The sequence below is a fragment of the Actinomadura sp. 9N407 genome, from assembly GCF_044326315.1.
Lineage (GTDB): Bacteria > Actinomycetota > Actinomycetes > Streptosporangiales > Streptosporangiaceae > Spirillospora.
Window position 1 is genome coordinate 223,397 of record NZ_JBIRAW010000007.1, and the last position, 20,099, is coordinate 243,495.

Here is a 20,099-nt window from a genome sequence, read left to right on the forward strand (position 1 = left end):
GACGGCTGATCAAGCGCGATTCGATTGCGATTCGGCCAGGCGAAGGCCGGTTGAGGACGGGCCGACGGCAGCGTCAAGGCTGTTTGGGGGCGGGACGGGGCACGCGCTTCGGCTTGCCGGGCTTTCCGGACTTGTAGAGCCACTCCTTGAAGACGGGGCGCAGCGGCCGTTCGGAGACCCGTTCCGCGTGCTTGATGAAGTCGTCCGTGGTGGCGTGGCCGTGCGCGTGCGCGGCGACCCAGGTACGCAGGATCCGGAAGAACGTGGGGTCTCCCACGGCGGTGCGCAGCGCGTGCAGGGTCATCGCGCCGCGCGTGTAGATGGCGAAGTAGTCGAACATCCCCTTGCGCCCCGGCGCGCCCGTCCGCCGCTTCCACACCGCCGAACCGGCGGAGTGCTTGTACGCCTTGGCGAACATCTGCTTGGCCGTCGCGCCGCGGTGCTGCTCGGTGTAGAGCCATTCCGCGTACGTCGCGAACCCCTCGTTCAGCCAGATGTCCTTCCAGCGCTTCAGCCCGACGCTGTCACCGAACCACTGGTGCGCCAGCTCGTGGACGAGCAGCGCGGTGTCGGCCTGGTGCGGGTACACCGGACGGGTCTGGGTCTCCAGCGCGTACCCGACCTTGACGTTGTCGACGACGCCGCCGGTGGAGTCGAACGGGTACGGACCGAACGTGCGGGTGCCCCAGTCGGTCACCGTGCCGGTGGTCTTCTGCAGCCACGACCGGTTCTGCTTGAGGGACGAGTCGACGGCGGTGATCGTACGGACGCCTTTCGGGGACGCGCCGTCCATGACCCGGAACTTCCCGATCGCCACCATCGCCAGGTAGCTCGCCATGGGGTGCCGGGACCGCCACCGGTAAGTGCGGGTGGCCTGAGGGGCCTCGTGGTTCTGGTGGGCCCTGTGGTTCTGGTGGGGCATGTGGTTCTGGTGGGGCGTGTGGTTGTGGTGGGCCCTGTGGTTCGTGAGCGCTCTGTGCGTCCGGCGCAGCTCGCCGGACGGCTCTCCGTTGGCGACGACGGTGAGGCCCTTGGGGACGGTGATCGTGTACGTGTGGGTGGCCTTGTCGCTGGGGTGGTCGTTCAGCGGGAACCAGGTGGCCGAGCCCTGCGGCTGGGACAGCGTGACCGCGCCGTCGGGAGTGCGGATCCAGCCGGTCCTGCCGAGGCTCGCGTTCTTCCCGTGGGGCGGCGACCCGTCGTAGGCGACCGCGACGGTGAACCTCGTACCGCTCGGGATGCCCGCGGCCGGCGTGACGATCAGCTCCTGCCCGGCCCGCTCGTACCTGGCGTTCACGCCGTCGACGGTGATCTTGCGGACCCGGTTGCCGACGAAGTCGAGATCGAACCTGGACAGGTTCTGGGTGGCGGTCGCGGTGATCCGGGTCGTCCCCGAGATCTTCCGGCCGCGCGGCTCGTACCGCAGCCGGATGTCGTAGTGGCCGACGTCGTAGCCGCCGTTCCCGGCCTTGGGGAAGTACGGGTCGCCCGCACCCGCCGCACCCGGCACGAACCCGCCGGCGGGCACGGTCTTGCCGCCCGGCGGCGGCCACGGCGATGCGTCTGTGGACACAGCGCTAGCCGTAGACACAGAAGCCGAAGTGGGCATGGTGGCGGCGGTCAGGGCGGCCACGGCGAGGGCCGGAGCCAGGATCAGGTAGGGCCGGTTCACCCGGCACACCCTGGACCGCCCCGGCCCGGGCACGGCGCCGACCTGCCGGGGCTTTGCCCATCCCTGACCAGGCTTTCACCTACATCTTGGGACGGCCCCGCTCGTACACCCAGGCCTTGAAGAAGTCGTCGAGCTGCTGGCCGGACACGCGCTCGGAGGTGTCGATGAACTGCTGCGTGGTGGCGCTGCCGTGCTTGTGCTCCTTGGTCCACGTCTTGAGGATCTCGAAGAACTTGGCGTCGCCCACCTTGGTGCGCAGCGCGTGCAGCGTCATCGCGCCCCGGTCGTACACCGTCCGCCCGAACATGTTCGCCCGCCCCGGGTTGCCGGGCGGCACGTCCCACAGCTCCCGGCTGTTCTCCTGGTAGGCGGAGTCGAACTGCTCCTTGACCGACTGGTCGCCGGACTTCTCGTTCCACATCCACTCGGAGTACGTGGCGAAGCCCTCGTTCAGCCAGATGTCCTGCCAGCGGGTCACACCGACGCTGTCACCGAACCACTGGTGCGCCAGCTCGTGCGCGACGATCGACTCCGAAGCCCCGAACCCCCCGTACACCGGCCGGGTCTGGGTCTCCAGCGCGAAGTTGACCTGGGCGTTGTCGACCGTCCCGCCGGTGGAGTCGAACGGGTAGGGCCCGAACATCTTCACGAACTCGTCGGTGATCTCGGAGTTCTTGGCGTAGAACGCCTCCAGCTGCATCCCGCCGACCGACGGGTCGACGGCGGTGATGTTGGTGATGCCGCCGGGCGTCTTGCCGGTCTTGACCTGGAACCGTCCGACCGACACCGAGGCGAGGTAGGTCGACATCGGCTGCTTGACGCGCCACGTGGTGGTCGTCTGCGCGGCCTTCTTCTGCGCGGTCCCGTTGTTGGAAGTCCCGTGGTTGGAAGCGGGCACTACCGCGGGCCCGCTCGTCTCGGTGCCGGGCGGAGCGTCGTTCGGCGGGACCGTACCGCCGTCGGGGGTACCCGAGCCGGGGATCGTGCTGCCCGGCTCGCCGTTGGCGATGGCCGTCAGCCCCTGCGGGACCGTGACGGTGAAGTCGAAGGTGGCCTTGTCGCTGGGGTGGTCGTTGCCGGGGAACCAGGTGTGCGCCCCGCTGGGCTGGCAGGCCACGAAGACGCCGTCGGGGGTACGGATCCACCCGTACCGGCCGAGGACCGGGTCCTGGACCGGCTCCGGGGTGCCCGCGTACTTCACCGAGACGGTGAACTTGGCGCCCTTGGCCAGCGGTTTGGCCGGATTGACGACCAGTTCCTCGTCCTCGCGGCGGTGCGGCGTCACCGTCCCGTTCACCTTCACCTGGGACACGTCCAGCTCGGTCAGGTCCAGGTTGAACGCGGTCAGCCGCTCCGTCGCCACGGCGGTGATGTCGGCGGTGCCGTCCAGCTCCTTGGACCCGCCCGGCGTGATCGTCAGCCGCAGGCCGTAGTGCTGGACGTCGTAGCCGCCGTTGCCGTTGCCCGGGACGTACGGGTCGCCGATGCTGGCCTTTCCGGCCGGTCCGTTGGCCGTCGGGAGCGGCGTGTCCGGCGGCGCGGCGTCGTTGGGGAGGTTGATCTGGCAGGCCGTCAGCGTGCCCGCTACGGCGAGGGCGGACAGCCCGGCGACGCCGCGGCGGGCGAGGCTGGGGCCGCCGCGACGGGGAGCGCGAGGGGGACTGGGCGTACTTCCGGCCGTGTGCACGGTGCCCAGCCTGCCCGGCGCGGGGGAGGCTGGGCAACTCGACACTAGGACCCCGTTCCCGATATGGACGGGAGACCGGGACATATGGACGGGAGCACAAGGGACATACGGACGGGAGAAAGGGATGGGAGAAAGGGACGGGGAACAGGGACGGACCAGAGTTCCCGTGCGGGACGGGTCAGGGTCGGCTCAGAGGTTGCCGCGCAGGTCCTGCTCCCGCTCGATCGCCTCGAACAGCGCCTTGAAGTTGCCCTTGCCGAAGCCCAGCGAGCCGTGCCGCTCGATCAGCTCGAAGAACACGGTCGGCCGGTCCTGGACGGGCTTGGTGAAGATCTGCAGCAGGTAGCCGTCCTCGTCCCGGTCCACCAGCACCTTGCGCTTCTGCAGCTCCTCGACCGGGACCCGTACCTCGCCGATCCGCTCGCGCAGCTCCGGGTCCTCGTAGTACGAGTCGGGCGTCGCGAGGAACTCCACACCGGCGGCCCGCATCCGGTCCACCGAGGCCAGGATGTCGTTGGTGGCGAGCGCGATGTGCTGGACGCCGGGCCCGCCGTAGAACTCCAGGTACTCCTCGATCTGGGACTTCTTGCGGCTCTCGGCCGGCTCGTTCAGCGGGAACTTGACCTTGCGGGTACCGTCCGCGACCACCTTGGACATCAGCGCCGAGTACTCGGTGGCGATGTCGTCCCCGATGAACTCGGCCATGTCGGTGAAGCCCATCACCCGGTGGTAGAACCCGGCCCACTCGTCCATTCGCTCGACGTTGCCCACGCAGTGGTCGATGGCCTGGAAGTTCCTCCCGGCCGGCTCCACGATGGGTGCCGCCGGAGTGAATCCCGGCAGGTAAGGGCCGTTGTAGTTGGAACGGTCGACCAGCGAGTGCCGGGTCTCGCCGTACGTGGCGATGGCGGCGACCACGACCTTGCCGTGCTCGTCCTCCAGGACCTTCGGCTCCTCGATCCCCGTCGCGCCGTTGGCCAGCGCGTGCCGGTAGGCCGCCTCGGCGTCGGGGACCTCGATGGCCAGGTCGACCACTCCGTCCCCGTGTTCGGCGACGTGCCGGCCGAGGTCGGTGCCCGCCCGTACGGGGCCGCGGAAGACGAACCGGGCACCGCCGGACTCCAGCACGTGCACCGCCTCGTCCGGGCTGCCGTTCTCCGGCCCGCGATAGGCCACCCGGCGCATCCCGAACGCGGTGGAGTAGTAGTGCGCCGCCTGCTTGGCGTTGCCGACGGCGAAGACGACGGCGTCCATGCCCTTGACCGGAAAATCATCCATGCACCTAATCTCTGAAATCAGAGACAGAGTGCGCAAGGCAGCTTCGGATCACTGCACAATATGTACAGTGTCCGACCGGGACGATGCGACGACATGTACATGATGACCATGCTGTACATGATGAACGCGGACCTGTACATGACGACCACGGAGCAATGCGTGCTGGAGTGCACGTGAGGGAGTGCGCGTGAGTGAGAGCGAGAACCGATGATCGACGAGCTGGACGGTCGGGTGATCGCGCTGTTCGCCGCGGAGCCGCGGATCGGTGTGCTGGAGGCGTCCCGGCGGCTCGGGGTGGCCCGCGGCACCGTCCAGGCGCGGCTGGACCGGCTGGTACGGCAGGGCGTGATCCGCGGCTTCGGGCCGGAGATCGATCCGGCCGCGCTGGGCTATGCGGTGACCGCGTTCGTGACCCTGCAGATCCGGCAGCCCGGCGGGCACGATCCGGTGGCCGAGCGGCTGGCCGGGGTCCCCGAGGTGATCGAGGCGCACACGATCACCGGCGGCGGCGACATGCTCTGCCGGGTGGTGGCCCGCAGCAACCAGGACCTGCAGCGGGTGATCGACATGATCGTCGATGTGCGCGGGGTGGAGCGGGCGTCCTCGGTGATCTCGCTGGTCACCCAGGTACGGCAGCGGACGCTCCCGCTGGTGGCCGCCGCCGCCCGCGAGGCCGGACGAGAGGCCGGATAAGACGCGTGGCCACCTCAGCCGGTCGGCTGAGGTGGCCACGAAGCCAAAGCGTTGCGATCGCGTGCGAAGCCAGATCCGAGCGGAGCGAGAATCTGATCGCGAAGCGAGCCGTCAAGGCGAGACGAAGCGATGCGGCGATCGCCGCGTAGCCCGCCGAAGGAGGGCCCCCAGGCCCGACGCCAAGGGCTACGCAGAACCGTAGGGCGTGGCGTCCAGGATCTCCACGGTCATGCTGCGGCCGTTGGGCAGCGAGTAGGTGGCCTTCTCGCCGACCTTCTTGCCGTTGATCGCCGCGCCCAGCGGGGACTTGGGGGAGTAGACGTCGATCGGCGCGCCGCTCTCCTCGCGGGAGGCGAGCAGGAACGTCACCTCCTCGTCGTCGCCCTCGAAGGAGATCGTGACGGTCATTCCGGGACCGACGACCCCTTCGGTGCGGGGGGCCTCACCGACGCGCGCGTTCTCAAGGATGCTCTGCAACTGGAGGATGCGTCCCTCGATCTTGCCCTGCTCCTCCTTGGCCGCGTGGTAGCCGCCGTTCTCGCGCAGGTCACCCTCCTCCCGCGCCGCCTCGATCTTCTGAGCGATCTCGATGCGGCCCGGGCCCGACAGATGGTCCAGCTCAGCCTTGAGCCGGTCGTACGCCTCCTGGGTCAGCCAGGTGACGTTGTCAGCGCGGGTCTCGGTCACGGGTACTCCTCATCCACATGTTGCGATCTCGCTCTCCCGGTCGGGAGCAGCGACACATCGACATGAAGTGCGGCCTGGTGAAACCTCTAGCCTATCCGGTGTGTGCGGGTAAAGGTTCCCTGAACACGGCGCACGCAACCCGCCAAAAGCGGTCCGGCTTTCACCGGGCCATTCAGACTTTGCGGCAGTCCTTCACGCGCGCTCCGGTGGCCCGCTTCGTGGTACGAAGCGTGTCGGTCCGGGTGAGCTTCTTCGTTCCGGCCGGAACGGTGATCTTGGACGTGGCGACGATCGCGAACTTCTCGTCGAAGGCGTCGACCGTGCACGTGACCACGTCGTCCGCGGACTTGGCGACCGCGTAATGCACCTGGACCGCGGAGTCGTTCAGCACCTGGTAGGTGATCGTCTGGGAGGCGATCCCGGGGGTGTTGTTGGCATGCCCCATGATCACCGACCAGCCGCCCGCCGAGACGGCCACCAGCAGTCCGATCACGATGTAGCCGAGCTTGCCGCGGCGCCGCGCCGGGGCTCCGCCCGAGGATTCCTCGCCGCCGCCGGGTCCGCCGGGACCGCGGGAGCCGTCATCGGACCCACCGCCGGACGAGGCCCGGGGCCACTCGGCCGTCGCCGGGGCACCTGTCGCCGGCTTACCTGGTGTGACGCTCGTGGACATGGCGGGAATCTCCGTGCGGGCAGCGGACGTTGTCAGGGACAATTCTCTTCCGTCGGGTGGCGGGCCTCGCACCGGGGTGCCTCCTGCACGGTTCGTCCTGTTTTTCACCGTAGTAGTGACCGAGTAGTAGTTACCGAGTAGTAGTTACCGAGCGTAGTAGTTGCCGAGTAGGGAGTTCCCCAGGTGTCCGAGCCCATCGATCATGTGACGCTCGACCCGTCCTGCGGTTCCGCCGGGCGGCTGCGGCTGATGGCCGTGCACGCCCACCCCGACGACGAGTCGAGCAAGGGCGCGGCCACGATGGCACGGTACGTGTCCGAGGGCGTGGAGGTCCTCGTCGTCACGTGCACCGGCGGTGAGCGGGGCTCCATCCTCAACCCCGCGATGGACCGCCCCGAGGTCAAGGCCGACATCGGCAAGGTCCGCGAGGCCGAGATGGCCCGTGCCCGCGAGATCCTCGGTGTCGAGCAGCGCTGGCTGGGGTTCGTCGACTCCGGCTTCCCCGAGGGCGACCCGCTGCCGCCGCTGCCCGAGGACTCCTTCGCGGTGCAGCCGCTGGAGGTCGCCTCGGAGCCGCTCGTACGGGCCGTCCGCGACTTCCGCCCGCACGTGATCCTGACCTACGACGAGAAGGGCGGCTACCCGCACCCCGACCACGTGAAGACCCACGAGGTGTCGGTGGAGGCGTTCGAGGCCGCGGGCGACCCGGACCGCTACCCGGACTCCGGGGAGCCCTGGCAGCCGCTCAAGCTCTACTACCACATGACGTTCAACAAGGAGCGGATCCTGGCGCTGCACGGCGCCATGGAGCGGGTCGGCGCCGAGTCCCCGTACAAGGACTGGATCAAGCGGTTCGACGACGAGTCCGCGCAGCCGTGGGCGGTGACCACCCGCGTCCCGTGCGCCGACCACTTCGAGACCCGCGACCGGGCGCTGCTCGCCCACGCCACCCAGATCGACCCCAACGGGTTCTGGTTCGTGTGCCCGATGGACGTCCAGCGCGAGGCATGGCCGACCGAGGACTACCATTTGGCCAGGTCCCTGGTCGACACCGAGTTGCCGGAGGACGATCTGTTCGCCGGTATCAGGGAGAAGGTGTGTTCGTAGTGCGAGAAGGTGTGTTCGCGGTGCTCCCACTCGCCATTCCGCTCAACGACGACACGGTGACCCCCGGCTTCCTCGGCTTCGGGGTCTTCATCGCGCTGGCGGTCGCCACGGTCTTCCTGGTCCGCTCGATGAACAAGCGGATGAAGAACATCCAGGCGCCCAGCGAGGCCGACCTCAAGCAGCAGGAGTGGGAACGCGCGCAGGCGGCCCGTTCCGGCGACCCCGAGCCCGAGAAGGCCAGTGCTGACAAGGCCGGGGCAGAGAAGGCCGAGGCCGCCGGGCCGGTGGGCGACGCGAAGGGCGCCAAGGACTCCGGCTGACCTTCAGGCCTGCGGGCCTTCGACCGGGCCTGCCGGTCTTCAACAGGCCTGCCGGTTTCACGCTTTGCCGTGGTCCCAGCTGACGACGTGGTCGGGCTCCATCACGATGATGACCCGCTTGGCCATCGACTGCTCCAGCCCCTCGGCGAAGGCCGGGTCGAGGGGCGCGCCCATCTCCGGTACGGGCAGTCCCGCGAGCCGGGAACCGACCACGGCCCCGACCTTCAGCCGCACGTCCGGGTCCTCGACGATCCGGCCCTTGCCGTACAGCGACACCCCGCGCAGCTCGCTGTACTCGGTGCCGTCCTCGACCAGGCAGGTCATGGTGGGGTCGCGGCGCAGGTTCAGGACCTTCTGCGAGCTGCGGTACGTGGAGAACGCGATCTTCCCGTCCAGCAGCGCGTAGAACATCGTCACCAGGTGCGGGGCACCGTCCTTGCCCAGCGTGGCGACCTGGACCTTGGACGCGCCTGCGAGGTAGGCGGTCACCTCCTCGTCGGACATCCGGATCCTGTCTCGCTTGCCTACCACGGGGCCTCCTGGGGGATCGCTTAAAGGGGCACTGCTCGGGGGCGTTGCCCTTGAGGGCACTGCCCTTGAGGACACTGCCCTTGAGGACATTGCCCTCGAGGACACTGCTCAGTGGATCACTGAACGCCCGCCAGCATAATCAGGCGCTTATTCGGCCGTTCATCGGCACCATGGGGTGATGTCCGTCCGCGATCTGCTCGTGCTCGGCTCCGCCAGCGCGGTGCCCACCAAGACCCGTAACCACAACGGCTACCTGCTCCGCTGGGACGGGCATGGCCTGCTGTTCGACCCTGGCGAGGGCACCCAGCGGCAAATGGCGTTCGCCGGCGTCACCGCGTCCGACCTGCACTGGGTCTGCGTCACGCACCTGCATGGTGACCACTGCCTCGGCGTGCCCGGCATCGTGCAGCGAATCGCCCGCGACGGCGTCGAGCACGAGGTGAACGCGGTGTACCCCGCCTCCGGGGCCGAGTACTGGCGGCGGCTGCGGCACGCGACGGCGTTCCGCGACACCGACGTGATCAGGGAGCAGCCCGTGTCCGGCCCGGGCATGCGGCTGGACACCGGCGGCGCGCCGTTCAGCCTGTCCGCCCTGCGGCTGGACCACACCGAGGAGGCGTACGGCTACCGGCTGGAGGAGCCCGACGGCGTCACGATGCTGCCCGCCGAGCTGGCCGCTAGCGGCGTACGGGGCCCGCTCGTACGGCGGCTCCAGGAAGAGGGCCGGGTCACGGCGCCGGACGGCCGGACCGTCACGCTGGAGGAGTGTTCCGTCCAGCGGCCCGGCCAGAAGGTCGCGCTCGTGATGGACACCGGCGTGTGCGACGCCGCGTACGAGCTCGCCCGGGACGTGGACATGCTGATCATCGAGTCCACGTACCTCGACGAGGAGGCGGACCTGGCCCGCGAGCGCAAGCATCTGACGGCCCGGGAGGCGGCGGCGATCGCGGCGGCCGGCGGCGCGCGGCTGCTGGTGCTCACCCACTTCTCCGAGCGCTACCGGGCCGAGGACGAGCCGCGCTTCCTGCGGCAGGCCGCCGCCGCGTTCACCGGCGACATCGTCGTGGCCCACGACCTGGACCGGATCGCGATGCCGTCACGGCGGCGCCCGCCTGCCTGAGGAACCGCCTGACGTTGACTCGTGGCGAGTTCGCCTCCACGGGCAACGCCAGGGGCGAACTCGCCACGAGTCAACGAGGAGTTCGCGTCTGGGGGTGCGGGGTGAGAACGGGGTCCGCCGGGGCAGGAGTGGGGCATGGCTGAAGAAGTCGATGTCGTCGTCATCGGGCTGGGCCCGGGGGGAGAGGACGCCGCCGGGCGCCTCGCGGAGGCCGGGCTGGCGGTGGTCGGCGTGGAGGCCCGGCTGGTCGGCGGCGAGTGCCCGTACTACGCCTGCGTCCCGACGAAGATGATGCTGCGTGCCGCCGACCTGCTGGCCGAGGGCCGCCGCATCCCGGGGATGGCCGGGGACTCCTCCGTACGGCCGGACTGGTCGCCGGTGGCGGCCCGGATCCGCGACGAGGCCACCGACGGCTGGAACGACAAGACCGCCGCCGATCGGCTCACCGGCAAGGGCGTGACGCTGGTCCGCGGCCGGGGCAGGATCACCGCTCCGCGCGAGGTCACCGCCGCCGGCCGGACGTTCCGGGCCCGGCGCGGCATCCTGGTCAACATCGGTACGGAGCCGTCCGAGCCGCCGATCGACGGGCTGGCCGGGACGCCGTTCTGGACCAACCGCGAGGCCGTCCGCGCCGAGCGGGCACCCGGCTCCCTGCTGGTGCTGGGCGGCGGCGTGGTCGGTGTCGAGATGGCGCAGTCCTTCGCCCGCTTCGGCACCGAGGTCACGATCGTGGAGATGGCCGACCGGCTGCTCTCGTCCGATGAGCCCGAGTCGTCCGAGCTGATCGCCAAGGTGTTCCGGAACGAGGGCATCACGGTACGGACCAGGGCCAAGGTGACCGGCGTTCGGCACCACGACGACGCGTTCACCCTCGAACTCGGCGGCGGTGGCGGTGACGGTTCCGGCGGCGGCGGCGAGCGGCTCACCGGCGAGCGGCTCCTGGTGGCGACCGGCAGGCACAGCGATCTCGCCGGCCTCGGCATCGGGGCGGCAGGGCTCGACGAGGGCGCCAAGACGATCCCGGTCGACGGCGACATGCTCGCCGCCGACGGCCTCTGGGCGATCGGGGACGTGACGGGCAAGGGTCAGTTCACCCACATGTCGATGTACCAGAGCGCGATCGCCGTCCGGGACATCCTCGGCGAGGCGGGCCCGCAGGCCGCCTACCGCGCCGTTCCGAGGGTCACGTTCACCGATCCCGAGATCGGCGCGGTCGGCCTCACCGAGGCCCAGGCCCGCGACCAGAACCTTCCCGTCCGTACGGGCTACGCGCCGATCCCGGAGTCGGCGCGCGGCTGGATCCACAAGGCCGGGAACGAGGGCTTCATCAAGCTGGTCGAGCAGACGGAGCAGGGCATTCTCATCGGCGCCACCGCGGCGGGCCCGTACGGCGGCGAGATCCTCGGAGCGCTGGCCGTCGCCGTCCATGCCGAGGTCCCCGTCGCGGTCCTGCGCGACATGATCTACGCCTACCCCACGTTCCACCGCACCATCGAGACCGCCGTCGCGGCTCTGAACGAGTGAGGCGCCGCCCTGAACGAGTGAGGCGCCGCCCCGATGGGGCAGGATCGTTCGCATGAACCGCCTGAAGGACGCGACGAGCCCGTACCTGCTCCAGCACGCCGGCAACCCGGTGGACTGGTGGGAGTGGTCGGACGAGGCGTTCGCCGAGGCGAAACGCCGGGATGTCCCGATACTTCTTTCGGTCGGATATGCCGCTTGCCACTGGTGCCATGTGATGGCGCACGAGTCGTTCGAGGACGAGGCGACCGCCGCGCTGATGAACTCGATGTTCGTGAACGTGAAGGTCGACCGGGAGGAACGGCCCGACGTCGACGCCGTCTACATGGAGGCCACCCAGGCCATGACCGGCCAGGGCGGCTGGCCCATGACGGTGCTGATGACGCCTGAAGGGCACCCGTTCTACTGCGGGACGTACTTTCCCCGGCCCCAGTTCCAGGCGCTGCTCCAGGCCGTGAGCAAGGCATGGAACGAGCAGCGCGACGAAGTGGTGGGGCAGGGCCAGCAGGTCGTGCAGGCTCTGACGTCGCGCGGGCCTCTGGCGAGCGGCGGAACGGAACCGCCCAGCGAAGAGAAGCTGGCGGCAGCGGTGCAGGTGCTCGCGCGCTCGTACGACACCGCACGCGGCGGTTTCGGTGGCGCGCCCAAGTTCCCGCCGTCCATGGCGCTGGAGTTCCTGCTGCGGCACCACGCCCGTACACAGGACGCCGAAGCGCTCGCGATGGCCGGGCACACCCTTGAGGCGATGGCGCGCGGCGGTATGTACGACCAGTTGGGCGGTGGATTCGCCCGCTACTCGGTGGACGACGCCTGGGTGGTACCGCATTTCGAGAAGATGCTGTACGACAACGCGCTCCTCGCACGGGTCTACGCCCACTGGTGGCGGCTCACGGGCAACCCGTTCGCGCGGCGGATCGCGCTCGAGACGTGTGACTGGATGCTGCGCGACCTCACCACGCCCCAAGGAGGTCTCGCGTCGGCGCTCGATGCCGACAGTGAGGGCGTGGAGGGCAAGTTCTACGTCTGGACGCCGGAACAGTTGCGCGAGGTCCTCGGCGAGGAGGACGGCGCGTACGCGGAGACCCTGTTCGAGGTGACCGGGACGTTCGAGCACGGCTCATCGGTGCTGCAACTCTTGCGCGACCCCGAGGACCTGGAGCGCTACGAGCGGATCCGCACGGCGTTGCTAGAGGCGAGGCAGCAGCGCATCCCGCCGGCCCGGGACGACAAGGTGGTGGCCGCCTGGAACGGCCTGGCCGTCGCGGCGCTCGCCGAGTGCGGGGCCTTGCTGGACCGGCCGGACCTGGTCTCCGCCGCGTCCGAGGTGGCCGGACTCGTCATCCGGCTGCACATGAGCGACGACGGCCGTCTCGTACGGACGTCGCGCGAGGGCGTGGCAGCGGCCAACTCGGGCGTTCTCGAGGACTACGCCGACGTTGCGGAGGGCCTGCTCGCCCTGCACGGGGTCACGGGGGACCCGGCGTACGTACGGCAGGCGGGCCTGCTCCTGGACACGGTGCTGGACCGGTTCGCCGATGGTGCGGGCGGCTTCTTCGACACCGCCGACGATGCCGAGCGGCTCTTCCGCAGGCCGCAGGACCCGACCGACAACGCGACCCCGTCCGGGCAGTTCGCGGCGGCGGGCGCGCTGCTGTCGTACGCGGCGCTGACCGGCTCGCCCCGCCACCGCGAGGCGGCCGGGACGGCGCTGGCGCCCGCCGGGCTGCTGGCCGACCAGCACGCCAGGTTCGCGGGCTGGGGGCTGGCGGTGGCGGAGGCGTTCGCGACCGGGCCGGTGGAGATCGCGGTACTCGGCCCGCGCGAGGACGAGCGGACCCGCACGCTGCACCGGACGGCCCTGATGGCGGTCACGCCGGGCGCGGTGGTGAGCATCGGCGAGCCGGGGGCCACGGAGGTACCTCTCCTTGAGGGACGCGGGCTGGTCGATGGGGCCCCGGCGGCGTACGTGTGCCGCGGGTTCAGCTGCCGGCTGCCCGTGACGACCGCTCGTGATCTCGGTCATGAGCTGCGGATCTGACCGGATCGCTTGGCGTGTGCGTTGGTGGGTTGATGGGTGCGTTGGTTGGTGTGCCGGTCCGTTTTATGGCACTGTGACCTTGCTCTCCCCTTCCCTCAGTGTTACCAATAAGTGGTGTTACCAATGAGTAGGCATGTCGATGAGTAGCTGAGGCAGGGCCTGTGAAGCTCGGACATCCTGCCGGGGTGGCCGGCGGTGGACCGGGTATCTGGACGGTGACCGCACCCGTGCCTCAGAGTGATCAGGACCGCAGGCGAGAGAACCGCAGGCGAGAGAACCGCAGGGCCAGCAAGACCGCAGGGCGAGCAAGAACCGCAGGGCTAGCAAGACCGCAGGGCGAGCAAGAACCGCAGGGCTAGCAGAGGCAAGAGTCGTGGGGGCCGCCAGGCCACGCTGTGAGGGAGTGTTGCCGTGCGCAAGCCGGACCGCCGGGTTCTTCCGACGATCATCGGCGTTTCGGTGCTGACGACGCTGGCCGCCAACGGGGCGGTGCTGGTCGCGCACGGGCAGGGCGGTCCCGACACCAGGACCAATGCCGAGCACCAGAAGTTCGTCGCCACCTCCGGCAGCACCCGGCTCTCGCCCACGGCCGTCGCGCCGCTGGGCAAGCGGCTCGACCCACACATCCTGATCGCGGCGCCCACGGCGCTGCCGGCCGGCACGGTCGACAAGGTCCGCCGCACCAAGGGCGTGGCGGGCGCAGAGGTCGTCGACGCGGTGCAGGCCGTCGTCGCCGGCAAGCGAGTGGGCATGCTCGGCGTCGAGCCGTCCACGTTCCGCAACTTCACCCCCAAGCCGACCGCCCAGTCCGACTCGCTGTGGCGCAACGTGGCCGCGGGCGATGTGGCCATCTCGTTCACGATGGGTAGTGACGGCGGCGTCCAACTCGGCAGCCAGGTGCCGGTGGGCGGGCAGCAGCGGCAGGCGCAGACGCGGGTCGGCGCGTACGCCACGATGGGCATCGGCGACGTCGACGCGGTGATCTCCCGGGCGACCGCGCGGACGCTGGGCGTGCCGACGGGCAACGCGATGCTGGTCAGCGTGCCGAAGAAGAAGGTCACCGGCTACCTCAAGCACATCCGCAAGATGCTGCCCAAGGGCGCCAAGGCGGTCGAGGTCAACCCCAAGATCGACTACCCCGAGCCCGGCAAGGTCCCCACCGCGCAGGGCAAGGTGATGACCGCCCAGCAGGTGCAGACCGTGATCCGCGCCGCCCAGACGCGGCTCGGTTTCCCGTACGTGTGGGGCGGCGAGTCCGAGGCCGAGGGCGGCTACGACTGCTCCGGGCTGATGCAGTACGCGTTCGCCAAGGCCGGGATCAGGCTGCCCCGGGTGGCCGCCGACCAGGCCCGGGCCGGCTGGGTGATCCCGTACGGCAAGGCCCGGCCGGGCGACATGCTGATCTGGGCGAACGACCCGACGGCGCCCGGCTACATCTCGCACATCGCGCTCTACATCGGCAACGGCAAGATGATCGCCGCACCGCGCCGGGGCACCGTCGTCCAGGTCCAGAACGTCTACACGCGCAACATGAAGGGCGCCGTCCGGGTCAACCCGGGCCACTCCAACCGCATCGCCGGCTGAGCCCGGCGGACTCTGGACCGCTACGACCGGTAGTCCAGATATGAAGGGCCCGGCACGAACGACACAGACGGCGTCCCAGACGGCCGACACGACCGGCCGACACAGAAGGCCGACACGGACGGCTCAGAGCGGGAGTCCGGCGGCCAGGAACTCCAGGTTCTGGTCGACGAGCGCCGGCAGGTCCACGGCGCCGTCGCTGTCCAGCCAGGCGTACAGCGCCGACTGGAGCACGCCCATCACCGCCCATGAGAACGCCTGGATCCGCGCGTCGCCCGGGTCGAGGCCGACCCGCTCGGCGACGATCTCGCCGACCACGGCGAGCGTGCCCGTGCGCATCGAGTCGAACATCCGGGCGCGCAGCGCCGGGACCTCGATCATCATCCGGGTCCGGGAGAACATCGTCGCCTGCTCGTTCTCGAACACGAACGGGAAGATGTCCCGGAACACGGCCCGCAGCGCCTCGATCGGGGTCAGTTCCGGCGGCTGGGCGCGGAACATCTCGGCGAGGATCGGGTCGTACTCGTCCTCGATGACGACGTCTTCCTTGGTGGGGAAGTAGCGGAAGAACGTACTGGGCGAGATCTCCGCCGCCGCGCTGATCTGCTCCACGGTGGTCGCGTCGTAGCCGTGCTCGGTGAAGAGCCGGAGGGCGTGGTCCTGGATCGCCCTCCGGGTCCGCAGCTTCTTGCGCTCCCGCAGCGGCAGCCCCTGCAGGCGGTCGGCGAAGCGGTCCAGGGACAGCTCAGGAGGCGGCGTGCTCATTCTTCGATTCTCGGGCATCGGCGGGCGGCTCCGCACGTCCCGCGCCGCCGTCCGCGCCGCGACCCGGCTGGAAGGCGGCCACCAGCACCGCCACGATCACGGTGGCGAGCGCGCAGACGGCCAGTGACGCGTTCATCCCCTGGACGTAGGCGTCCCGGGCCGAGGCCAGCAGCGCGGGGTCGCCCAGCCGATCGGCGAGCTCGGCCGCTCCGGCGACCGAGTCACGGGCGGTCTCGGCGGCGGGCGCGGGGAGGCCGGCGAGGTCGAGCCGGTCGCGGTAGACCGAGGCGACCAGGCTGCCCAGCCCGGCGATCCCCAGCGCCGCGCCGGTCTGCCGCAGCGCCTGCACCAGCCCCGAACCGCGCCCCGCCTGGTCGTCGGGCAACCGGGACAGCACGGTGTCCATCGCGGGCACCATGGTTAGCCCGATGCCCACGCCGGTCACGCTCAGCCAGAACGCGGTGTACGGGTAGGCCGTGAACGAGAAGGTGCTGTACGGGTCGGTCCCGGTGGCGTTGGCGAGGGTGGCGTCGGTGAGCGCGGCGTCGGTGAGCGCGCCGGCGCCGAGACCGGCCGCCAGCACCAGCAGCCCGGCGACCATGATCGGCTTGGCCCCGGTACGGCCCGTCAGCCGCTCGGTGACCAGCCCGCCGACCATCAGGCCGAGCAGCATCGGGATCAGCCGCAGCCCGGTACCGAAGACGCCGTGGCCCTGCACGACCTGGAGGAACTGCGGGAGGACGAACAGCGCGCCCGCCATGACCAGCGAGCCGGTCGTACCGGCGATCAGGGCCCACAGGAACGTCCGGTCCCGGAACAGCCCCACGTCCATGATCGGCTCCCGGGCCCGGAGTTCCCACCGGACGAACGCGGTCAGCAGGAGCAGCCCGCCCAGGACGGCCGCCAGCGTGAGCGGGTCCGTCCAGCCCCGCGCCGGTCCCTCGATGACCCCGTACACCAGTGCCACCAGACCGGCCATCGACAGCAGCGAGCCGGCCCAGTCGACCCGGGGCGCGGCGGGGTCGCGCGACTCGGGCAGCAGCAGCGCGATCGCGATCGCGCCGATCACCGCCGGCGGGACGTTGACCAGGAAGATCGAGCCCCACCAGAAGTGCTCCAGCAGCCAGCCGCCCAGCAGCGGGCCGAGCGGCAGGCCGAGCGCCATCGAGGCCGTCCAGACCGCCACCGCGCGGGTGCGCTCCTCCGGCGGGAAGATCGCGGGCAGCATCGACATGGACAGCGGCAGCACGATCGCCGCCCCGACGCCCATCAAGAGCCGGGCCGCGATCACCCCGCCGGCGCCGGTGGCCAGTGCCCCGGCCAGCGAGGCCGCGGCGAAGATCGCCAGGCCGAGCAGCAGCAGCCGCTTGCGGCCGAACCGGTCACCCAGCAGCCCGGCCGGGAGCAGCAGCGCCGCGAAGACCAGCACGTAGGAGTCCACGATCCACTGGAGCGCGCTGGTGCTCGCGTTCAGCTCCGCCGAGAGCGTGGGCAGCGCCACGTTCAGGATCGTCAGGTCGAAGCCCAGCGCCAGCAGGCTGAGCGAAAGCGCGCCCAGTCCCCACCACCGGCGGGCATGGCCCGTGTGTTCATGGCCAGTGTGTTCATGGCCAGTGTGTCCCGGGCCGGTGTGTCCAGAGCCCGTGTGTCCAGGGCCTGTGGATTCGTGCTTCGTGTGTTCGTGGCTCGACTTGGCATGGCTCGCCATCGAGAGTCACCCCCTGTTGAATGCTTCTACTAAATGACAGTAACTCTCAAAAGAGTGTGAGTGTCAAGATGTCGGCAGCATGCCGGGGCTCCGCCCCTGCGCCGGGACCCGGTCCTGCGCCGGGATCCGGGCCTGCGTGCCCTCTCGACCCTGGAGGGAATGCGGTGTAATTTTGATTACATGACTACGAGCGAAGCGGCCGAGGAGTTGCGGGGCTGGTTCTCCGGGCGGCTGCCGGAGGGCTGGTTCGAGGGCGCGCCCGAGATCGTCCTGGACCGGGAAGAGGTCAGCGTGGTCGGCCGGCTGCCCGAGCCGGCCGCGGCCGGCGGGGTGAGCGAGACCGAGCGCGCGGGAGTACTGGCCGGCCATATCAACCGGTTCCGCGAGGACACCCGTGACCAGCGCATCGCCATCGCCAGGGAGGCCGAGCACCGGTTCGGCCACAAGGTCTCCTGGGGCGCCGCCTGCGGCGACCAGCGGGAGATGTTCACGACGCTGTCGGTGCCGGTCATGACCCGGCTGCGCCAGCCCGAGCGCCGCGTACTGGACACCCTGGTCGAGGCGGGCGTCGCGCGCAGCCGCAGCGACGCGCTGGCCTGGTGCGTGCGGCTGGTCGGCAAGAACACCGACGAGTGGCTGGCCGAGCTGCGCGACGCCCTGGAGTACGTCGAGCGCGCCCGCGCCGCCGGCCCCAGCGCCTGACCGTTCCCCTGGCCCGGCCCAGCGATCCGGCCAGTGATCCTGCCCGGCGCCCCGGGTCGGTGCTCCGGCCCGGCCCGCCGCTTCCTTACGTGATCACAACGGTGGCAAGGTGTGATCATGGTAATGACCTGGCCTAATGTGCCAGGAAGAGGGGGCGGGCACGGGACGCGGGCAGGGACACGGACGCGGTCGGGGGGTTGCGGTCATGGGCGGACTTCGCTGTCTGGACGGTTCATCGCTGGCGGTGCTGCCCGTCGCGTCGCTGGATCGCGGCGGCACCCCGTACGAGGTCACCCTGGAGCTGCGCCGCGACGGCGACTCGTTCGGCGCGGTGGGGGAGCGCTGCGGGCACGTCCTGGCAGCCCTCGCCGAGCAGGTGGCGGCGGCCCGCGCGGAGGACTCCCCGCAGGCCGCGCGCTGGCCGGACCCCGACGACCGGTTCCCGGCCAAGGCGTCCGGGACCGACAGGGGAATCGACAAGGGGACCGACAAGGGGATCGACAGGGAGACCGAGCTTTTCGCGTTCCGCTACCGCGACCGCGGCGACGTGGCCAGTACCGGCGAGCTGCGGTGCACCCTGCGCACGTCCTCGGTCTGGGTCGGCCCGCAGGGCTCCCCGTACGGACGGTGGCGGCGGGCCAGGCGCGCGGTCATCGAGGCCTGGGGCGCCGGCGGACGGGGCGTACGCGCCGTGCTCACCTCCGCTGAGCTGGCCCGATTCCTGCGTGACCTGCTCGCCGAGGCCGAACGGGCCGGAGCGGGCCATCGCGACCAGCGAGGTCGCGCCGTCGGCTAACCTCCATACCGCGGTGATCGGACCGCCGCCGCCTTCCCCGGGCTCGCTCCCGTGTTCATGCGCCGCGTTCGTGGGCCGTGTTCACGTGCCGTGTTCATGCGAGGGGCGCGTTATGGCTGATTCGGTGCGATATATATCGCCCCGAGGTCATAATTGGGCATCGTCCTGTACGGGGGACGGCCGCGCGAAGGGAAACCCGCATGGGGGTTCGGCGAGGTGACGGGGGTCGGCGAGGTGACCGAGCCGGCAGCGACGTCCAGGGCGAACGGGGAGACGGGGTGCGAGGGAATTCCGGTACCGGAGCCGACGGCTCGGGGCCGAAGGAGAACGGGTCCGAGCCAAAAGAGCACGGCTCGGGGCCGAAGGAGAAACTGAGCTCCGCGATCCGCCGCAGCGGCCCGTACGGCGCGATCAGGGACGCCGTCTACCGGATGTACGAGCGGCGGGTCGAGTCCTCGCTGGCCACCGACATCATCCCCCGGCATGTCGGCGTCATCCTGGACGGCAACCGGCGCTGGGCCCGCTCGATGGGGCTGACCGACGTCAACCGGGGCCACCAGAGCGGCGCCGCGAAGATCTTCGAGCTGCTGCAGTGGAGCACCGAGGCCGGCGTCGAGGTGGTCACGCTGTGGCTGCTGTCCACCGACAACCTCACCCGCCCGGCCCGCGAGCTCGAGCCGCTGCTGCAGATCATCGAGAACACCGTCAGCAAGCTCGCCGCCGACGGCTGGCACGTCAAACCGGTCGGAGCGCTCGACCTGCTGCCCGACAAGACCGCACGCGTCCTGAAAGATGCCCAAGAGGCCACATCCGACGCCCCCGGCCTGATTGTGAACGTCGCCGTTGGGTATGGAGGTAGACGTGAGATCGCTGATGCGGTGCGCTCTCTGCTCATCGAGCAGGCGGCAAAAGGCACCAGCATCGAGGAACTCGCCGAGGGCCTCGACGTGGAGCACATCGCGGAGCATCTCTACACGCGCGGTCAGCCGGACCCCGACCTGGTCATCCGCACTTCAGGGGAGCAGCGTCTCTCGGGGTTCATGCTCTGGCAGAGCGCCCACTCGGAGTTCTACTTCTGCGAGGTCCACTGGCCGGACTTCCGCAAGGTCGACTTCCTGCGGGCGGTCCGCTCGTACGCCGCGCGGCACAGGCGCTTCGGTTCCTAAGGGCCGGCCGTCACCTCTCCAGGGGCGGTCGCCCCTGCCGAGGCCGTCGCCGAC

The 20,099-nt window shown here is 70.2% G+C and carries 18 protein-coding genes; 10 read left to right on the forward strand and 8 right to left on the reverse strand.

Features of this window, described 5'->3' with window-relative positions; genetic code table 11:
• Positions 1 to 73: 73 nt before the first annotated feature.
• From ACH34Q_RS13765 to hppD, 3 genes are all read right to left on the reverse strand, one after another.
• A complete protein-coding gene (locus ACH34Q_RS13765; RefSeq protein ID WP_395983260.1) occupies positions 74 to 1,573 on the reverse strand; it encodes a M1 family metallopeptidase in 1,500 nt (499 codons plus the stop codon).
• A gap of 178 nt (positions 1,574 to 1,751) precedes the next feature.
• Positions 1,752 to 3,359 (reverse strand): M1 family metallopeptidase, encoded by a 1,608-nt coding sequence (locus ACH34Q_RS13770; RefSeq protein WP_395983261.1) that lies wholly within the window; start codon positions 3,357 to 3,359, stop codon positions 1,752 to 1,754.
• Between the two features lie 189 nt (positions 3,360 to 3,548).
• Positions 3,549 to 4,637, reverse strand: coding sequence for a 4-hydroxyphenylpyruvate dioxygenase (gene hppD, locus ACH34Q_RS13775; RefSeq protein ID WP_395983262.1), 1,089 nt, complete (start codon positions 4,635 to 4,637; stop codon positions 3,549 to 3,551).
• 207 nt (positions 4,638 to 4,844) lie between these two features.
• Between hppD and ACH34Q_RS13780 the strand changes: the two genes are divergently transcribed.
• A complete protein-coding gene (locus ACH34Q_RS13780) occupies positions 4,845 to 5,330 on the forward strand; it encodes an Lrp/AsnC family transcriptional regulator (RefSeq protein WP_395983263.1) in 486 nt (161 codons plus the stop codon).
• 186 nt (positions 5,331 to 5,516) lie between these two features.
• On the opposite strand, the gene greA is transcribed toward ACH34Q_RS13780, so the two are convergent.
• Together greA and ACH34Q_RS13790 are read right to left on the reverse strand one after the other, a co-directional pair.
• Entirely contained in the window at positions 5,517 to 6,017 is a 501-nt protein-coding gene (greA, locus tag ACH34Q_RS13785) for a transcription elongation factor GreA (protein WP_395983264.1), read from the reverse strand.
• A gap of 172 nt (positions 6,018 to 6,189) precedes the next feature.
• Complete coding sequence (locus ACH34Q_RS13790; RefSeq protein WP_395983265.1) at positions 6,190 to 6,690, reverse strand: DUF4307 domain-containing protein; 501 nt, start codon at positions 6,688 to 6,690, stop codon at positions 6,190 to 6,192.
• Between the two features lie 249 nt (positions 6,691 to 6,939).
• Here ACH34Q_RS13790 and mca point away from each other — a divergent pair, with 249 nt between their 5' ends.
• Complete coding sequence (gene mca / locus ACH34Q_RS13795) at positions 6,940 to 7,797, forward strand: mycothiol conjugate amidase Mca (RefSeq protein WP_395983368.1); 858 nt, start codon at positions 6,940 to 6,942, stop codon at positions 7,795 to 7,797.
• A 20-nt stretch (positions 7,798 to 7,817) separates the two neighbouring features.
• Positions 7,818 to 8,117 (forward strand): hypothetical protein, encoded by a 300-nt coding sequence (locus ACH34Q_RS13800; protein ID WP_395983266.1) that lies wholly within the window; start codon positions 7,818 to 7,820, stop codon positions 8,115 to 8,117.
• 57 nt (positions 8,118 to 8,174) lie between these two features.
• Here the strand turns inward: ACH34Q_RS13800 and ACH34Q_RS13805 are convergent, their stop codons facing one another.
• Positions 8,175 to 8,621: a pyridoxamine 5'-phosphate oxidase family protein gene (locus ACH34Q_RS13805; protein WP_395983267.1), complete on the reverse strand. Its 447-nt coding sequence runs from the start codon at positions 8,619 to 8,621 to the stop codon at positions 8,175 to 8,177.
• Positions 8,622 to 8,826: 205 nt separating this feature from the next.
• Between ACH34Q_RS13805 and ACH34Q_RS13810 the strand changes: the two genes are divergently transcribed.
• From ACH34Q_RS13810 to ACH34Q_RS13825, 4 genes are all read left to right on the forward strand, one after another.
• Positions 8,827 to 9,768: a ribonuclease Z gene (locus ACH34Q_RS13810; RefSeq protein WP_395983268.1), complete on the forward strand. Its 942-nt coding sequence runs from the start codon at positions 8,827 to 8,829 to the stop codon at positions 9,766 to 9,768.
• Between the two features lie 135 nt (positions 9,769 to 9,903).
• Positions 9,904 to 11,292, forward strand: a complete 1,389-nt coding sequence (locus ACH34Q_RS13815; RefSeq protein ID WP_395983269.1) for a dihydrolipoyl dehydrogenase family protein — start codon at positions 9,904 to 9,906, stop codon at positions 11,290 to 11,292.
• 52 nt (positions 11,293 to 11,344) lie between these two features.
• On the forward strand, positions 11,345 to 13,327 hold the full coding sequence (locus ACH34Q_RS13820) for a thioredoxin domain-containing protein (protein WP_395983270.1): 1,983 nt from the start codon (positions 11,345 to 11,347) through the stop codon (positions 13,325 to 13,327).
• A 411-nt stretch (positions 13,328 to 13,738) separates the two neighbouring features.
• Positions 13,739 to 14,911, forward strand: a complete 1,173-nt coding sequence (locus ACH34Q_RS13825; RefSeq protein ID WP_395983271.1) for a C40 family peptidase — start codon at positions 13,739 to 13,741, stop codon at positions 14,909 to 14,911.
• Positions 14,912 to 15,034: 123 nt separating this feature from the next.
• On the opposite strand, the gene ACH34Q_RS13830 is transcribed toward ACH34Q_RS13825, so the two are convergent.
• Both ACH34Q_RS13830 and ACH34Q_RS13835 read right to left on the reverse strand, forming a co-directional pair.
• A complete protein-coding gene (locus tag ACH34Q_RS13830) occupies positions 15,035 to 15,673 on the reverse strand; it encodes a TetR family transcriptional regulator (protein WP_395983272.1) in 639 nt (212 codons plus the stop codon).
• A complete protein-coding gene (locus ACH34Q_RS13835) occupies positions 15,654 to 17,231 on the reverse strand; it encodes a DHA2 family efflux MFS transporter permease subunit (protein WP_395983369.1) in 1,578 nt (525 codons plus the stop codon). Before ACH34Q_RS13835 ends, ACH34Q_RS13830 begins: the two co-directional genes overlap by 20 nt.
• Positions 17,232 to 17,561: 330 nt before the next feature.
• Between ACH34Q_RS13835 and ACH34Q_RS13840 the strand changes: the two genes are divergently transcribed.
• The 3 genes from ACH34Q_RS13840 to ACH34Q_RS13850 all read left to right on the forward strand — a co-directional run bounded on the left by ACH34Q_RS13840 (position 17,562) and on the right by ACH34Q_RS13850 (position 20,045).
• On the forward strand, positions 17,562 to 18,083 hold the full coding sequence (locus tag ACH34Q_RS13840) for a hypothetical protein (RefSeq protein ID WP_395983273.1): 522 nt from the start codon (positions 17,562 to 17,564) through the stop codon (positions 18,081 to 18,083).
• Between the two features lie 205 nt (positions 18,084 to 18,288).
• Complete coding sequence (locus ACH34Q_RS13845) at positions 18,289 to 18,879, forward strand: hypothetical protein (RefSeq protein ID WP_395983274.1); 591 nt, start codon at positions 18,289 to 18,291, stop codon at positions 18,877 to 18,879.
• A gap of 410 nt (positions 18,880 to 19,289) precedes the next feature.
• Positions 19,290 to 20,045, forward strand: a complete 756-nt coding sequence (locus ACH34Q_RS13850) for an isoprenyl transferase (protein ID WP_395983370.1) — start codon at positions 19,290 to 19,292, stop codon at positions 20,043 to 20,045.
• Positions 20,046 to 20,099 lie beyond the last annotated feature (54 nt).

What these genes read in the sequence shown, in the direction of transcription:
- ACH34Q_RS13790 (WP_395983265.1), bottom strand. Translation starts at nt 6,690, where the DNA reads ATGTCCACGAGCGTCACACCAGGTAAGCCGGCGACAGGTGCCCCGGCG.
- ACH34Q_RS13830 (WP_395983272.1), bottom strand. Translation starts at nt 15,673, where the DNA reads ATGAGCACGCCGCCTCCTGAGCTGTCCCTGGACCGCTTCGCCGACCGC.
- mca (WP_395983368.1), top strand. Translation starts at nt 6,940, where the DNA reads ATGGCCGTGCACGCCCACCCCGACGACGAGTCGAGCAAGGGCGCGGCC.
- ACH34Q_RS13810 (WP_395983268.1), top strand. Translation starts at nt 8,827, where the DNA reads ATGTCCGTCCGCGATCTGCTCGTGCTCGGCTCCGCCAGCGCGGTGCCC.
- ACH34Q_RS13840 (WP_395983273.1), top strand. Translation starts at nt 17,562, where the DNA reads ATGACTACGAGCGAAGCGGCCGAGGAGTTGCGGGGCTGGTTCTCCGGG.
- ACH34Q_RS13845 (WP_395983274.1), top strand. Translation starts at nt 18,289, where the DNA reads ATGGGCGGACTTCGCTGTCTGGACGGTTCATCGCTGGCGGTGCTGCCC.
- ACH34Q_RS13805 (WP_395983267.1), bottom strand. Translation starts at nt 8,621, where the DNA reads ATGTCCGACGAGGAGGTGACCGCCTACCTCGCAGGCGCGTCCAAGGTC.
- hppD (WP_395983262.1), bottom strand. Translation starts at nt 4,637, where the DNA reads ATGGATGATTTTCCGGTCAAGGGCATGGACGCCGTCGTCTTCGCCGTC.
- ACH34Q_RS13815 (WP_395983269.1), top strand. Translation starts at nt 9,904, where the DNA reads ATGGCTGAAGAAGTCGATGTCGTCGTCATCGGGCTGGGCCCGGGGGGA.
- ACH34Q_RS13780 (WP_395983263.1), top strand. Translation starts at nt 4,845, where the DNA reads ATGATCGACGAGCTGGACGGTCGGGTGATCGCGCTGTTCGCCGCGGAG.
- ACH34Q_RS13820 (WP_395983270.1), top strand. Translation starts at nt 11,345, where the DNA reads ATGAACCGCCTGAAGGACGCGACGAGCCCGTACCTGCTCCAGCACGCC.